Raw genomic sequence first — 15,637 nt, 5'->3', positions numbered from 1 at the left:
CAATCTCTCGTGTACGTGCTTTACGGTAAGCGCGTACATCAAAAACAGGTACATGAATGAATACTATTCTGGTTACGACCAGTCGCGGTCTTGACGAACTATTGAAACAAGAGGTGCTAAGCCTTTGCCCTGATGCACAAATTAAACAGGGGCCTGGTACTATTCAGTTTGAAGGGTCAAAAGAAGACGCTTATAAACTTTGCCTATGGTCACGCTTAGCTAATCGCGTAATTTGGGTGCTAGCCTCCGGTAAAGCAGGCGACGCAGATGCGCTTTATAACACGGCGATGGGCATTGACTGGCAAATGCAGATGGATTCGCGTCATACATTATCTGTACAGTTTATCGGAACTAACTTTGCTATCAAAAACACCCAGTTTGGCGCTGTTCGTGTTAAGGACGCCATCGTAGATTCATTCGTAGAACAAGGTTTACCTCGCCCGTCAGTAGAGCGCAAAAGCCCTGATATCTCTGTGTATGCCAGACTGCACCGCGACAATGTAATTTTAGGCATCGACTTAGCTGGCGCCAGCTTACACCAGCGTGCATACCGACAAGAAACGGGTGACGCGCCACTTAAAGAGCATATCGCAAGCGCAATGTTAATGCGCAGCGGCTGGACCGAGAATACCGAGGCGCCTTTGGTAGATTTAATGTGTGGCTCAGGCACTATTGCAATAGAAGCTGCCTACATTGCCCGAAATATCGCACCGGGTATAAAGCGTTCATACTGGGGCTTTACTAAATGGCTTGGCCATGAAGCTAAGGTTTGGGATGATTTAGTTGAGCATGCCATTTCTGTTCAAAAGCCAAGTTGCGGCGGTATTTATGCGGGCGACTTCAGTCGTAAAATGGTGGCAATTGCAAAATCTAACGCTGACTTTGCTGGCGTGTTTAACGATATTTCGTTTTCTCAGCAAGATGCTACCAAGTCATCGCCGCCAGTTAGTACTCCTGGCTACGTGGTCTCTAACCCGCCATATGGAGAGCGTTTAGGTGAACTTACTTCTCTAATCCCGCTATTTAGCGATTGGGGTAAGCGCTTTAAAGAAGCATGGAAAGGCTGGCACGTGTCGCTTTTAAGTAGTAACCGTGACTTACTACGTGTATTAAAGCTTCGCGCCACTAAAGACTACGCCATGAACAATGGTAAATTAGAGTGCCGTTTAGCTAACTATGTGCTTGATGAACAAAACACGGTTCAGTTTAGTGAAGACGCCGGCAATCATGAGTTTGCCAATCGTTTGAAGAAAAACCTCAAGCGCATGAAAGGCTGGCTCAAAAGTGCAAACACGAACTGCTACCGTATTTACGACGCTGATTTACCCGATTACAACGTAGCGGTCGATAGGTATGGCGATTGGCTGGTCGTTCAAGAGTACGCGCCACCAAAGACTGTATCAGAAGATAAAGCCCGTAAACGCCTGCAAGAGGTGTTATTGCATTTACCTGCTGTTACCGGGGTCTCACCTAAGCACATTGCACTCAAAGTGCGTAGCCAGCAAAAAGGCACTAAGCAATACGAAAAAATTAATCAGTCTGGCGAAATGATGGAAGTGTTCGAAAATGACGCTCGCTTTTTGGTAAACCTGACTGATTACTTGGACACGGGTCTTTTCTTAGACCACCGTAATACCCGTCAAAAAGTAAAAACTTTGTCTAAAGACAAAGACGTGTTGAATTTGTTTTCTTACACGGGCAGCGTATCTGTATTTGCAGCTATGGGCGGCGCCAAATCTGTAACCACAGTAGATATGTCGAATACCTACTTGGAATGGGCGAAGAAAAATATAGCGCTTAATAAACTAAGTGGTCCCCATGCCTTTATTCAAGCCGATTGCACCACATGGCTAGGTACGCACAAAGGTAAATATGACCTAATATTTATCGACCCGCCGTCATTTTCAAATTCAAAGCGAATGCAGAACACGTGGGACGTTCAGCGCGACCATGTAAAAATGCTCACCGACGCTAAAGCCTGCTTAAAAGAGCAGGGAACCATCATTTTTTCTAACAACAAACGTGGTTTTAAGTTAGACAAGTCAGCCATCAGCGACCTTGGCTTGGACATTGAAAATATCACCCACGAAACCATACCCGAAGATTTTGCCCGTAAAGGGAAAATACATCAGTGCTGGATTCTACGTTCATGAAAATAATCTTCTACACGGGCCCTCAATGTGGTCTTTGTGATTTAGCCGATGTTGAACTGCAGCAAACGTCTATGTTTTCATCGCTTGTTATTGAGAAAGTCAATATTCGTACAAGTACCGAGCTTTATCACTTGTATGGCGCTCGTATTCCAGTTTTGAAGCGGGCCGATAATGAAAAAGAAATTGGATGGCCTTTTAGTGCCGCCGATTTAGAGGAGTTTCTTCAGTGAGCATTTTGCAGTTAAAAAACATCACTGTTATTTATGGAAATCCGCCGCTTTTAGACGGCGTTGAGCTGGTTGTTCAACCTAAAGAACGCGTATGTTTAGTTGGGCGCAACGGAAGCGGTAAATCCACCCTTATGAAAGTTATCGCAGGCGATATTATTGCCGACGATGGCCAGCGTATCATTGAAAATAATACCGTAATTGCACGTTTAGAGCAGGATCCGCCACAAACGACAGACGTAACATTGTTCGATTACGTTGCCGAAGGCTTATCTGATGTGGGCGAAACGCTGAAAGCGTATTTTCATCAAACCCGCATTGTGGGTGAAGACCCAAGTGAAGCTAACTTAAATAAGCTGCAGCGCTTACAAGAGCAATTAGAGGCCAGAGACGCCTGGCAGTTCGAGCAGCAGATTGAGCAAACGCTTACCATGCTTAAGCTTGACCCTGAAATTTCGTTATCAACATTATCTGGAGGCTGGCGAAGAAAAGCCGCTTTAGCCCGTGCGTTAGTGCGCCAACCAGATTTATTACTGTTAGACGAACCCACTAACCACCTTGATATTGAGATGATCCGCTGGCTTGAATCGAGCTTGAGCAATTATCAGGGTGCTATTGTGTTCGTAAGCCACGACCGTGCCTTTATTCGCGCCATGGCAACACGTATTATAGACCTAGACCGCGGTTCTGTTACCAGTTACCCAGGTAACTACGAAACCTATCTTGAGAAAAAACAGCACGATTTAGACGTTGAGGCGTCGCAAAACGCTGAATTCGATAAAAAGCTAGCGCAAGAAGAAGTGTGGATTCGACAAGGCATTAAAGCTCGCCGTACCCGAAACGAGGGTCGAGTAAGAGCACTTAAAAAGCTCCGTGAAGAGCGCAAAGCGCGCCGAGCGGTGCAGGGCAATGCCGTGGTTAACCAACACCAGGGCGCACGCTCTGGTAAAATGGTGTTTGAGGTAAAAGACTTAAGCTATAGCATTGAAGGAAAGCCAATCATTAAAGGCTTAAACCTAAATGTACTGCGCGGAGATAAACTAGCATTAATTGGGGCTAATGGGTGCGGTAAAAGTACACTTATTAAGTTGCTGTTAGGTCAAATACAGCCGGATACCGGTTATTGTAGGCAGGGTACGAATTTAGAAGTCGCGTATTTCGACCAGCATCGCCACGGTTTAGATTTAGAGCAAACTGTAATTGATGCCGTAGGCGATGGTAAGCGCGACCTTATGGTAAACGGCCACCCGCGCCACGTGATAAGTTATTTGCAAGACTACTTATTTACGCCAGAGCGTGTAAATGCGCCGGTGAAGTCACTATCAGGTGGTGAGAAAAACCGCCTAATGCTTGCCAAACTCATGCTAAAACCAAGCAACGTTTTGGTTCTCGATGAGCCAACCAACGACTTAGACGTTGAAACCTTAGAAATGCTTGAAACCTTACTTAACGAGTATACCGGTACCGTACTTTTAGTAAGCCACGACAGGGAATTTGTGGATAACGTTGCCAACAGCAGCGTAGTTTTCGAAGGTAATGGCCTGCTTCGCGAATTTATTGGGGGTTTCACTGACGTAGAAAACTGGTATAAAGAGCAACAGGAAAAACGTCAGCAAATCGAAAAGGAAGAGAAAGCCAAGGTAAAGAATGAAACTAATTCAGCTTCAGACAGTCCTAGTGCTAAGTCTTCTCCCCGTAAGACGAAAAAGCTATCATACAAAGACCAGCGTGAACTTGAGTCCTTACCGAAAGAACTAGAAACACTTGAGGAAGAACTTGAGGCTATGCAAGAAAAAGTCAACGATCCAGACTTTTTCAAACAAGACAGTGACGTTACTGCCAAGGCGTTAGCCGAATTGGCAGATAAAGAAGAATTACTTTCCCAGAAATATGCGCGCTGGGATGAACTAGAAAGTATGCTGGAAGATAATCAGCAGTAAATAGGATTTTAAATGAAACGAACTCAGCTTGCCGCCGCCGTTCTGTTGGCAACAGGAAGTGTTTCGGCATTTGCCGCGACCTATTCAGTGACGCCTCTTCCTTTACAGGATACCGCTAGAAACAATTTTGCTCGTTCAATCGACAACTCAGGCAAAATGCTGTCTGTTGTGCAGCTTGAATATAACCCACCAGTAGATGTGGAGCAGTTAGAAGAAGATACCACTTTCTTCGATGTTAACGGCGAAGATTTAGAAAACGAGGATGATGCGCGCCAAGGTGTGTTTACTGATTCAGATTACACGACAATTGTTAACTATCTACTCTCGTCTAGTACTGCGACCACAGGTCAGAAACTTGCGCCTTTCAGAACCTTCTTAACTGACACCCAAGATACTTCTTTGGTACCAGGCTTGGACGAAGTGACTGAAAAATTTGATGATTACACCCGCTCGGTAGAAGCGATAGGTAGAGACAGCTTAAACGGTAACTTTGTAGTAGGTGATTCTTCTGGTTTAGTTGTTTTAGACCCATACGAAGATGAAGATGGCGATACCATTAATTACACTTATGCAGAATCGGCGCAGCAAGGTTTTATTCAAGCATCTGGTGTGTCTAAAGCACTACCAGCTGTAGACACAACAGCAGGCGGCTTTTCTTCGGCCCGTGCAATAAATGCAAACTTACAAGTAGCAGGCTTCAGTACGGTCAGTTTTCAAGACCAGGTAGATGAAGCTATTGAAACTTGTGCTGACGATGAGTTACGTGGCGATCAGTCCGAAGGGCGTTGTCTTTTCACCATTTACAATGGTGACTTTGCAGTACCACGCATTTCTAGTTATTTCTTGAATACTTCTACGAACTACCTGCCTGGCTTCGTTTTGTTGTCAGAAGTTAACGCCACCATATGGCAAGTTGACGTTAATGGAGACGTGATTAGCACTGATACTTATCCATTACTGTTCGAGCCGGATGAAGACGATACAGCACACTACTTTACTTACGCTTATGATATTAATGATCAAGGTATTGCGGTGGGTGAAGGGCTAACTGGCGATCGCGTTACGATCACCCGACCTAACCAATCTGGCTTAACTGAAAGTGAGCGCGTTGCAACTGTATTCAGAGACGGCGAGACTATTGAACTTCTTCCTCGCGAAGAAAACCTTATCAGCCAAGCAATTGCTATAAACGATGAAAACTGGGTAACTGGTGCTGTGCTTCGCTCACAAAGCGATATCGCTCGTTCTCGCCTTTTTGTTTACAACTTAGATACTCAAGAACAAAAATACCCTGATGGCTTTTTCGTTAGTGCCGGTGTTACTGCGAACGCAATTAACAATAACAATATCGTGGTGGGTAAGGCAGATGTCGATGCGACAAGCGACACGCTGCGTGAAACCGCTGCATTTATGTATAACATTGATACTGAAGAGTTTTTGGATCTTAATGATTTAGTCTCGTGTGACAACACTTACGAATTAATCGAAGCGGTTGATATCAACGACGACAACGAAATTATTGCTAATGCGCGTATTAAGATAAACAGTAAATACGTAACCGGCGTCGACATCATAAACTCAAGCGGTGAAACGGAACTGGTTGACTCTGTCGTTGCAGTTAAGCTATCTCCGATAGCTAATGGCTCTATCGAAGACTGTGAAGTACCTGAGGACGAACAACCGTTTGAGCGCAGTGGCGCATCTACTGGCTGGCTCGCGTTCTTTGGTTTGTTTGCAGCTGCTTTTGTGCGCAGACGTTTTAAAAATAAATAACCTCCTCATGTAAATTTATGATGAGTTTAATAAAGCCACATTCGTGTGGCTTTTTTTATGCCAAAAAAATGTAAAAACAGACATATTTATGCATAAAAAATGTAATATAAATTTCATCGAAACTTCATTTATTTAACGCTTGTCAAGCGTTTTAATTTTATATTTTTCTTGAACCATTTTGTTAATTGCACTATCAAAGTAGTGTACGCAATCACTTTTCCGGCACTATCAACCGATATGATGTAGAGCGCTCGAGAAAATGATTTGTTGTACGTCCAACAAACAAAAGAGGCTAATCAATGAAAAGACAAAAAAGAGATAAAATGACTCGCGCTCATTCTAAAGGCTATCAAGCTGGTATTAGCGGTCGTTCAAAGGAAAATTGTCCATTTCAGCAAAACGATGCACGTTCACAGTGGTTAGGTGGATGGCGTGAGGCAGTAGAGGATAGGCACTTAGGTTTAAGCGTTAAATAACACTTCTCTTTTATGAACTGATTATGCAAAAAGGAAAGCCCCTGAAAAGGGGCTTTTTTGTGCGGCAGCGCTTTTGAATGCAATTTCGCCTAAAAACAGCGATTAAAAATTTGATGTATCTTGAAACAGACCTACTTTCAAATCTTTCGCGACATAAATTTCACGCCCGTCGACCTCAACCGAACCATCAGCCATCCCCATGAAAAGTTTACGTTTAATTACGCGTTTCATCGTTATTTTATACGTAACTTTTTTTGCTGTTGGTAAAATTTGACCGGTAAACTTCACTTCACCAACACCTAGCGCACGCCCTTTGCCAGGCCCGCCGCTCCAACCAAGGAAAAAGCCAACTAGTTGCCACATTGCGTCTAGACCAAGACAGCCTGGCATGACAGGGTCGCCTGGAAAGTGGCAATCAAAAAACCATAAATCTGGATTAATATCTAACTCAGCGATAATCTCGCCTTTGCCATGTTCACCGCCGTCTTCAGTAATTGACACAACACGGTCCATCATAAGCATATTTGGTGCAGGTAGCTGGCTGTTACCCGGACCAAACATTTCACCACGGCTACACGCCAATAAATCTTCTTTATTAAAACTACTTTTCTTCTCGGACATTCCCAACTCATTGTTGTTATTTAAGTGACGGTGTTAATTTAGCGAACACTTGTACGCCAAACAACTCTGAACAGTCATTTTTCTGAAGAAAAACGCGTGCTACTATACTAACTATAAATTTAATCCGTACAAATATCGCCCTATGCGTGCAATTTATAAACAGCGATTAAACTACGCTCCACAATATAGTATTTGTGTGTGAAAACTATGACAGAACAAACAACAAAAAAAACCAGCAAAAAAAGCCCAGCAGATAGAGCAAAAGCGAACGCTGATAAACAGCGTCGTTTTAGAGAAAGACAAAAAGACGCCGGCAAAAAGCTAGTGAGAGGCTATGTCAGCCCTGAAGCGAAGGCATGCTATGACGAAATACGCGAAAAAACAGGTTGGACCGACAGTGAAGCTATGTCGAACGCTATGCGGCTAATGTATGCGGCCTACAAGTGTGGTCAAATTAAGCTATTAAATGAGTGGTTAAGAAAGAATAACCGTTAGGCTGTTTTTTCAATTTGTGATTTGAGCCACATTCGGCTTGGACTATTTTGCATGGTATGACGCCTGACAATACGCTGCGCTTCTTTTACCACATCATCGCGTTCACGATAGTCCCATAAACGTTTCGCTGTTATACGGTTATTCTCTGCAATATCAATAATGGGCAGCACATAATCTTCTTTAACGTCAAAACCAAGCATTTGCGCTTCTAATGGCGGTAGGTCGTAGGGCGCATGAACGGCTTCATTAGGTAGTTTAGCTAGCTCTGGCACCCACTTCTTAATAAATACGCCATCAGGGTCTAATTTTTGTGACTGTGTTGCCGGGTTGTACAGCCTTACGGTATGGATACCAGTGACACTTGCCTGCATTTGTATTTGGGGGTAGTGGATCCCCGGTTCAAAGTCTAAAAACTGTGTTGCAAGGTAATGTGCGGCTTTCAGCCAGTGCACGTTTAAATGGTGGCATAAAAAACTCGTTACCATTGCCCGCATCCGAAAGTTTATATATCCGGTCTGTCGTAGCGCTCGCATGCAGGCGTCTACCAAAGGGTAGCCTGTACGTCCAAGGGTCCAGAGATAGAAACGTCGCTCAGCTTCCGGCCCGTCTATAAAAGGGAAGTGCACATAAGCACGGTTCATTGGGCGCCACTCTATACTGGCCTCACTCTCAAATTTTTGAATAAAGTGGCAGTGCCAGTGCAGCCTAGATGTTAAAGCGGATAGGGCGCGACGCCACTGTTTGCGCTGTGATGTTGGCAAAGCTTTCTTAGCTTGTTTTTCCAACTGAACGCTTTGATACACCTGCTTGATAGAAATGTTGCCCCATGCGAGATAAGGGCTTAATCGTGAACATGCGCGTCGTGCATACTCAGGTTTTGAAATATGTTGGTGATAATACTGTCCACGAGAACTGAAAAAATCCTTCAAAACCTGCCAAGCACGCTTTTCGCCACCAGGCTGCATCAACGCGATATTAGGTGTAACTTCAATTTCAGTCATTTCGCTCTTGAGTGCGCTACCGTCTATATTACCGCTACAGTAGTTGGGTAAGTTAAGCGATGACCGTTTAAGTTCAGCTATCTCGTTAATAGATTTCGACGCGTTTAAAATGTCTGAATATTCACGCAAGTTAGCCCAATTAGCCGTTTCTATATCAAAATCAAAGGTGGGGATTGCGAAATGGTGCTCCCAGTTTTGCTGCCATTGTGCTCTATGAGGCAGACCACGTATTACCGCACCACACTGATATTCAGCGAGTATAATTGATTTATTTATCAGGTATTTAGAAACGTCAATGTCGCGGTTATGCGTAACCGAAAGGCCGGTTTCTTGGTAACTCCTAACCGCACCAATGTTGTAATTTTGAGCAATAAGTTCAAGTGCATCTATTACTTCACAGTGCAAGGTCAAAACACGTGCATGAGCGGGTAATTGACTGTTAATGTCATCTATACTTTGTTGCATAAATCGCCAATGGCGAATGTCCATATGCGGGTCTGCGATAAGCGAGGGCTCCCAACAAAATAGTGGGAGTATCTTTTCTCCTGCCTCAACAGCGCGATAAAAAGGCTCGTGATCACGTAAGCGAAGGTCTCGCTTTAACCATATAATCGTGACTGTCTCTTTTGAGTTATTTGAGTTTGCCTTTTTAAAGTTATCTGACGCCATACAATTAAAAAACTACAGCCATTTATTACGAAATGCGCCTGCCGGGTCGTAAATTTCAGTCTGTTTTTGAAGGTTGAATTGCCTATGTCCGCGAGGGTCGCTTCCCACGCCGGCAAGGTAGAGCCAATTTCCCCAATTACTTCCCACATCATGATCAACTAACTGATGCTCAAACCATGCCGCACCGTATCGCCAGTCTTGCCGAAGTTCGTGTACAAAGCAGCTAGCAACAAGCTGCCTACCGCGGTTCGACATATAGCCTGTCTCTGCTAATTGTCGCATACACGCGTCTACAATAGGGTAACCAGTATTGCCTTCACACCACTGCGCAAAGGTCTCAGGGCAATGTGAAGTGGAAGGAGTTTTACCTTGAATGCCGCTAAAGCGAAACCATTTAGCGCCATACTTACACTGCAGCCAGTGAAAAAATTCTCGCCACAACAACTCGAAATAAATCCAATAAGTGGAATCATTTTTTTCAACGGTCTCTTCAAAGTTATGTACTTGCCTCATCACTTCGCGCGCAGAAAGTGAACCATTTGCTAACCAGGCAGACAACTTTGTGCTGTCTTTCCATGTATCAAGTGCATTGCGTGTTTCCTTGTAGGATGAGGCAGCATGCCAGTGAAATAGATACGTGTTTAGGTGAGAAAGCGCTGCGGTTTCACCACCAACGAACGAAGATTCAGACGGTTTCGGTAAATCGAGGTCAAGACTGAACAGAAAAGACGCGTCTAATGTTGGTGTGAAGGGGGCAGGTAGGGACTCTGGTGTAGGATGAACCGCTAACGGTTTGCAATGTTTCTCTACTTTGCGTCGGAACGGACTGAAAACATCGGGCATCTCTTCAATACTAAACGGAAATGTTTGTGCGTCAAAAAGACCAAACGTTGAGCGCTCGACAATAGTTAGTGAGTCAAAGAAACGTTTTACTGTGTTTAATTCTGCGGTTTCATCATAACCACAATATTGACTGACTCCAAGGTGAGTGTACTGCCCTGACTTCAACAGCTCAACTAGACACTGAGCGGCACTACCTTTCGCTACAAGTAAATCGTGTCCAAACTTTGCTAATTGGCGTTTTAAATCTAACAATGTTTCAAGCAAAAATGTGCGTCTATGCTCGCCCATTGGATTAAGCCCGAACGCGTTAGGCGTAAAGTTTTTGTCATCTAAAATATAGACGAATGTGACTTGGCTGACCTGTTCACACAACGCTGTAATAGCCGCATTATCATGCAGTCTCAGATCATGCCGGAACCAAAATAGGCCTCGTTTATCAGTAAATTTAGTTTTATCGTTAGAACGTTGATTTATCATACTAATTTTAAGCGTTATTTTTAATATTTAGACGGATCTTGAATCCGCTTTACTACGTAAGACATTAGATACGAATAATATTTAAATTTGGCGCAACGCCTGAGGAAAAAAAGTGACCGTTCCTGTTAGTATCATGTGGTTCAGACAAGACCTACGCGTAAAAGACAATCCGGCATTAAATGCAGCTTGTGATATGGGGAAAATAGTCCCCATCTATATTTATGATGATACAACCCCTGACGGAAGAGTACCTGGAGGAGCCAGTAAATGGTGGCTTCATCATTCTTTAGCTTCTCTGAATCAGCGTCTTAATGGACATCTACAAATTTTCAAAGGCAACCCAAAGGATATCATTTCAACATTAATGACATCCTTTGACGCAAAAGCTATCTTTTGGAACCGGTGCTATGAACCATGGCAGATAAACCGCGACAAAGAGATTAAGCAATTTCTCATTGACAGTGATTACGAAGCGCACAGCTGTAATGGAAGTCTTTTATGGGAGCCAATGAAAGTGCTCAAAAAGGACGGCACGCCTTATCGCGTATTTACTCCTTATTACAAGAAAGGTTGTTTGCAAGTAGAAGAGCCGCGTTATCCTAAAGCGCCACCAGCACGCATAACGTATGCAGATGTAGAAAATGAAGGTATTGAATTAGCATCGCTAAACTTACTGCCCACTATCAATTGGGATGAGACGATTTCGAAAGAATGGTCGCCAGGCGAAGATGGAGCTGCGGACAATTTAGCAGATTTTATCGAAAACTCTGCACGCAAATATAAAGACGGACGAGATATCCCTTCAGCTCGCGGCACATCGCGCTTATCACCCCATTTGCACTTTGGTGAGGTGTCGCCAAACCAAGTGTGGTACGCAATAAAAGACAAATTTGGCAATAGTGAAGACAAAAGCATTGAAACCTATTTGAGCGAATTGGGTTGGCGAGAGTTTAGCTACTATTTACTGTTTCATTTTCCAACTTTGCCAAATAAAAACTTCAACGAAAAATTTAATAAGTTCCCTTGGCGTTCAGATGCTAAGGCGCTTAAAGCTTGGCAAACAGGAAAAACCGGAATACCAATTGTCGATGCGGGTATGAGAGAACTATGGCAAACCGGATACATGCACAACCGTGTACGCATGATTGCGGGGTCATTTCTGGTGAAAAACTTACTGCTTAGCTGGCATGAAGGTGAGCGGTGGTTTTGGGATACACTGTTAGATGCAGACCTTGCCAGTAACAGTGCCGGTTGGCAGTGGGTAGCAGGTTCTGGTGCCGACGCTTCGCCATACTTTCGCATTTTTAACCCTATATTACAGGGCGAAAAGTTCGATAAAAAAGGCAGCTATGTTCGCAAGTATTGTCCAGAATTGAATAAGCTATCTGATAAGTACATACACAAGCCTTGGGAAGCACCTAGTGCAATACTAAAAGATGCAGGGATTGAACTTGGTAAAGAATATCCCAAGCCACTCGTTGATTTAAAAGCATCACGGCAGCGTGCTTTAGACGCATTTCAGCAAATAAAAGAGTAGGGTATGGCAGCACTTATTTTAGTTTTAGGCGACCAGCTTACCGAAACCTTACCGGCTATTACCAATGCTGTAAAAAGCAAAGATACCATTCTAATGGCGGAGGTTCGTGAAGAAGCGACGTACGTAAAGCACCATAAAAAGAAAATAGCGTTTTTATTTAGCGCTATGCGCCACTTTGCTAAACGTTTGCGTAATGAAAACTATAACGTTAACTATGTTCACTACACCGATAGCGCTAACAAAGGCGACTTACTCGCTCAAGTTAAGCACACATTAAGCGAAAAGGATTTTGCTGAAGTAAAAGTGACCATGCCTGGTGAGTACCGCTTGTTGAAAAGTATAGAGCAGTGGGAAAATGTGCTTGGCATACCCGTTACTATTTGCGAAGACAATCGTTTCTTATCCACACCCCAAGAGTTTACCGACTGGGCGGAAGGTAAAAAGCAGCTTCGAATGGAGTTTTTTTACCGTGAAATGCGCCGGAAGCACAACGTACTTATGGAGGGGAAAAACCCCATTGGTGGTAAGTGGAATTACGATGCCCAAAATCGTGAATCTATGCCTGAAACTCACAAAGTGCCTAAGCACACCACATTCGACATTGACGACATTACTTCGAATGTAATTGAACTAGTAAAAAACGAATTCAGCGATCATTTTGGAGATATTGATAACTTTCACTTTGCGGTCACGCGGGAAGACGCCCTTACCGTTTTAAACACCTTCATAGAACAAAGGCTACCGAATTTCGGTCAGTATCAAGACGCCATGGTCGAGGGGAAGCCTTGGCTTTATCATTCCCATATCGCGTTCTACCTAAACTGCGGGTTATTAACCCCCAAAGAAGCCATTCACGCCGCCGAGCAAGCGTACCATGCTGGCCAAGTACCTCTTAATTCAGCCGAAGGGTTCATTCGACAGATACTGGGCTGGCGTGAATATGTGAGAGGTTTTTACTGGCACTTTATGCCGAATTTGAAAACCGACAATTATTTCAATAACAATCGTTCGTTGCCTTCGTTCTTTTGGGATGCGCAAACCAATATGAACTGTATGCGCCAATGTATAAAAGAGACCCAACAAAACGCGTATGCGCACCACATACAGCGGCTGATGGTGATTGGTAACTTCAGCCTGTTAACCGAACTGAGCCCTGAAGAGGTACAAGCGTGGTATTTGCTTGTTTATGCCGATGCTTATGAATGGGTTGAGCTGCCCAATGTCGCGGGAATGATCTTGTACAGCGATGGTGGAAACTTAGCGAGCAAACCCTACGTCGCTAGCGGTAGCTATATCAACAAAATGAGTAACTACTGCAAAAACTGTGGCTATCAGGTTTCAAAGAAAACGGGACCAAAAGCTTGCCCCTTTAACTACCTCTACTGGCATTTCATTGATAAGCACAAAGAGAAGTTAAGTAACAATCACCGTATGGCTATGATTTATAAGACCTATGGGCGGATGAAAGAAGAAAATATAGAAACCATGAAACAGGACGCCACGATATTTTTATCAAAGCTAACCAAAAATGAAGAAGTCTGATTTACCTACTAAAATGTGCCCGGTCTGTGAAAGGCCGTTTGCATGGCGCAAAAAGTGGGAGAAAAACTGGGAAAACGTGCGCTACTGCTCAAAGCGCTGTTCTTCAACAAAAAAGAAAGTTAGATAAACTTTAGCTAGTGAAGGCAACTAAACTGGCAAATTATGGCTAATGCAGATAATAGCGCTTCTTAATTTGCCGTTGTTATATCAAAGCACGAGTTCTCCGCTACCACCCACGGTATAAGATCAGCCTAATTGCTTTCTCGGCAATTAGGCCTTTTAACAGCTCTCGTTGTTCTCTACTTGCGTATGCCCGCAACAATGTCCCTGCAACATACTATTAACATATGTGTCAAATGTAACCTTCATTGAATGGACCGCTGAACGAACTTAGGATGACGTCAAACCAAGTTCGAGAAGTAGTAATGGCACTGTCTACAAAAGCTGCAATTTTAAACAACCCTTTATTAAGCACTTTTTTCAAACAATCGTTTTTATCACTTATTGGCCTTACTGCATTAACAACCGCTAGTTTAGTTGATGGTATCTTTGTAGGCCAATACGTCGGCCCTCAAGGATTAGCAGCAGTAGCGTTACTTTTACCCTACATTACGTTTCTCGTAGCGCTCTCCTTAATGCTCGCAATAGGCGGAAGCGTTACTATCGGCACTTTTATGGGGAAGGGTGACACCCATTCCGGCAGCGCTTTGTTTACGCAAATATTAATAGTTACCGTAACACTTAATGTAATATTGGCAGTATTAAGCTACGTCGCCGAACCAGCTTTGTTTTGGCTACTTCATGTTCCGTCTGACATCGCGCCACTGACAAAACAATATTTTTCCGTGCTTAGATGGGTATTCATTCTTCAGTTCTCAGGTATGGTGCTCTACTACCTTGTCCGGGCAGATGGGTACACGAAACTTGCTACCACTGCATTACTTGTAGGTGCATTGACTAATATAGCGTTAGATGCACTATTTGTAGGGCATTGGGGTTATGGGATTGAGGGCGCAGCTTATGCGACAGGCGTAGCACAAACGCTTCAGCTCTTTGTACTAGCCACTTTTTTTGCAGATAAAAACCGAGGCGTAACACTTTCAACGTTTAATAAACCCTGGCGCAGGCTATTCAGCGTTTTAAAAAACGGTATTTCAGAATTTACTAACGAAATTTCAGTGGGTGTACTTTTCTTAGCCATCAATGCACTACTGGTTATTAAAACTGGCAGCGATGGGGTAGCGGCCTACAGTGCGGTTAATTACTTTATATTCCTGAGCATCATGCTTAGTTATGGTATCGCAGACGCACTTCATCTACTTGTTAGCTACAACCGGGGGGCCTCACAACCCAAAAGAGTCAATGCTTTCCTGTTAATAGCACTAGCGACAGTATTTACTGTTGGGCTAATGATGACGGCATGTTTGCTTTGGTTTAAACCTTTCTTCATTGGCCTCTTTCTTGCCCCAACACAACATCAAGTTTCCACCTACGCGTATAGCATCATTCTATATATTTGGCCGCTTTTCCTTGTTAACGGCTGTAACGTACTGCTTAGTGTCTTTTTAACTGCCATTGAAAGGCCATTTCAATCTGCTGTTATTGCATTAAGCAGAAGTATACTGTTTCCAGTTGGCCTTCTATTTTTATTGTCCTACTTCACGTCTTCAACATCAGAAAACAAGAACCCTGACTTTTCGTTTCTTATAGCACTCCCCGTTGCAGAGTGGATGACACTCTGCTGCGCCGTCTTTTTTGTTTGCAAGCCCTATTTTCTAAAAAGAGAAACCAAAAAAGAGAAGCCTAAAAAGAGAAACCTAAGAAAAAACCTTAAAAAAAGCTCTTAAAAATAAATGCCTAAGAAATAACACTCAAAAAATAAC

At 43.5% G+C, this 15,637-nt stretch carries 13 protein-coding genes; 10 read left to right on the top strand and 3 right to left on the bottom strand.

From position 1 onward, the window contains the following. Positions 1-56 precede the first annotated feature (56 nt). From rlmKL to rmf, 5 genes are all read left to right on the top strand, one after another. Complete coding sequence (rlmKL, locus tag IW644_RS07375) at positions 57-2,153, top strand: bifunctional 23S rRNA (guanine(2069)-N(7))-methyltransferase RlmK/23S rRNA (guanine(2445)-N(2))-methyltransferase RlmL (RefSeq protein WP_269917068.1); 2,097 nt, start codon at positions 57-59, stop codon at positions 2,151-2,153. Then, the gene (locus tag IW644_RS07370) at positions 2,150-2,383 is read left to right on the top strand and encodes a glutaredoxin family protein (protein WP_179983474.1); all 234 of its coding nucleotides are present in this window, start codon (positions 2,150-2,152) and stop codon (positions 2,381-2,383) included. Before rlmKL ends, IW644_RS07370 begins: the two co-directional genes overlap by 4 nt. After that, positions 2,380-4,320 (top strand): ATP-binding cassette ATPase Uup, encoded by a 1,941-nt coding sequence (uup, locus tag IW644_RS07365; RefSeq protein WP_269917067.1) that lies wholly within the window; start codon positions 2,380-2,382, stop codon positions 4,318-4,320. Before IW644_RS07370 ends, uup begins: the two co-directional genes overlap by 4 nt. Before the next feature lie 12 nt (positions 4,321-4,332). Next, the gene (locus IW644_RS07360) at positions 4,333-6,093 is read left to right on the top strand and encodes a DUF3466 family protein (RefSeq protein WP_269917066.1); all 1,761 of its coding nucleotides are present in this window, start codon (positions 4,333-4,335) and stop codon (positions 6,091-6,093) included. Positions 6,094-6,392: 299 nt separating this feature from the next. Further along, entirely contained in the window at positions 6,393-6,569 is a 177-nt protein-coding gene (gene rmf / locus IW644_RS07355) for a ribosome modulation factor (RefSeq protein ID WP_039220169.1), read from the top strand. 102 nt (positions 6,570-6,671) lie between these two features. Here rmf and fabA read toward each other — a convergent pair whose 3' ends face one another. After that, on the bottom strand, positions 6,672-7,190 hold the full coding sequence (gene fabA / locus IW644_RS07350) for a bifunctional 3-hydroxydecanoyl-ACP dehydratase/trans-2-decenoyl-ACP isomerase (protein ID WP_025255307.1): 519 nt from the start codon (positions 7,188-7,190) through the stop codon (positions 6,672-6,674). A 207-nt stretch (positions 7,191-7,397) separates the two neighbouring features. Between fabA and IW644_RS07345 the strand changes: the two genes are divergently transcribed. After that, entirely contained in the window at positions 7,398-7,685 is a 288-nt protein-coding gene (locus IW644_RS07345) for a hypothetical protein (protein WP_269917065.1), read from the top strand. On the opposite strand, the gene IW644_RS07340 is transcribed toward IW644_RS07345, so the two are convergent. Both IW644_RS07340 and IW644_RS07335 read right to left on the bottom strand, forming a co-directional pair. Continuing rightward, on the bottom strand, positions 7,682-9,355 hold the full coding sequence (locus IW644_RS07340; protein WP_269917064.1) for a cryptochrome/deoxyribodipyrimidine photo-lyase family protein: 1,674 nt from the start codon (positions 9,353-9,355) through the stop codon (positions 7,682-7,684). The two genes, IW644_RS07345 and IW644_RS07340, sit on opposite strands and share 4 nt — an antisense overlap. A 12-nt stretch (positions 9,356-9,367) precedes the next feature. Further along, positions 9,368-10,675, bottom strand: coding sequence for a DASH family cryptochrome (locus tag IW644_RS07335; RefSeq protein WP_269917063.1), 1,308 nt, complete (start codon positions 10,673-10,675; stop codon positions 9,368-9,370). Between the two features lie 112 nt (positions 10,676-10,787). Between IW644_RS07335 and IW644_RS07330 the strand changes: the two genes are divergently transcribed. From IW644_RS07330 to IW644_RS07315, 4 genes are all read left to right on the top strand, one after another. Further along, positions 10,788-12,212 (top strand): cryptochrome/photolyase family protein, encoded by a 1,425-nt coding sequence (locus IW644_RS07330; protein ID WP_269917062.1) that lies wholly within the window; start codon positions 10,788-10,790, stop codon positions 12,210-12,212. Positions 12,213-12,215: 3 nt separating this feature from the next. Further along, positions 12,216-13,754, top strand: a complete 1,539-nt coding sequence (locus IW644_RS07325; protein WP_269917061.1) for a cryptochrome/photolyase family protein — start codon at positions 12,216-12,218, stop codon at positions 13,752-13,754. Then, complete coding sequence (locus IW644_RS07320; RefSeq protein WP_269917060.1) at positions 13,741-13,881, top strand: DUF2256 domain-containing protein; 141 nt, start codon at positions 13,741-13,743, stop codon at positions 13,879-13,881. Before IW644_RS07325 ends, IW644_RS07320 begins: the two co-directional genes overlap by 14 nt. Before the next feature lie 268 nt (positions 13,882-14,149). After that, positions 14,150-15,601 carry an MATE family efflux transporter gene (locus tag IW644_RS07315; RefSeq protein WP_269917059.1) on the top strand — a complete coding sequence of 484 codons (1,452 nt, stop codon included), beginning with the start codon at positions 14,150-14,152 and terminating at the stop codon, positions 15,599-15,601. The last annotated feature ends 36 nt before the right edge of the window (positions 15,602-15,637 follow it).

The organism is Alteromonas sp. PRIM-21, from assembly GCF_027563165.1.
Taxonomy (GTDB): domain Bacteria; phylum Pseudomonadota; class Gammaproteobacteria; order Enterobacterales; family Alteromonadaceae; genus Alteromonas; species Alteromonas macleodii_A.
Note: the sequence above shows the minus strand (reverse complement) of the source record. Positions and strands in the feature narration are given on the sequence as shown.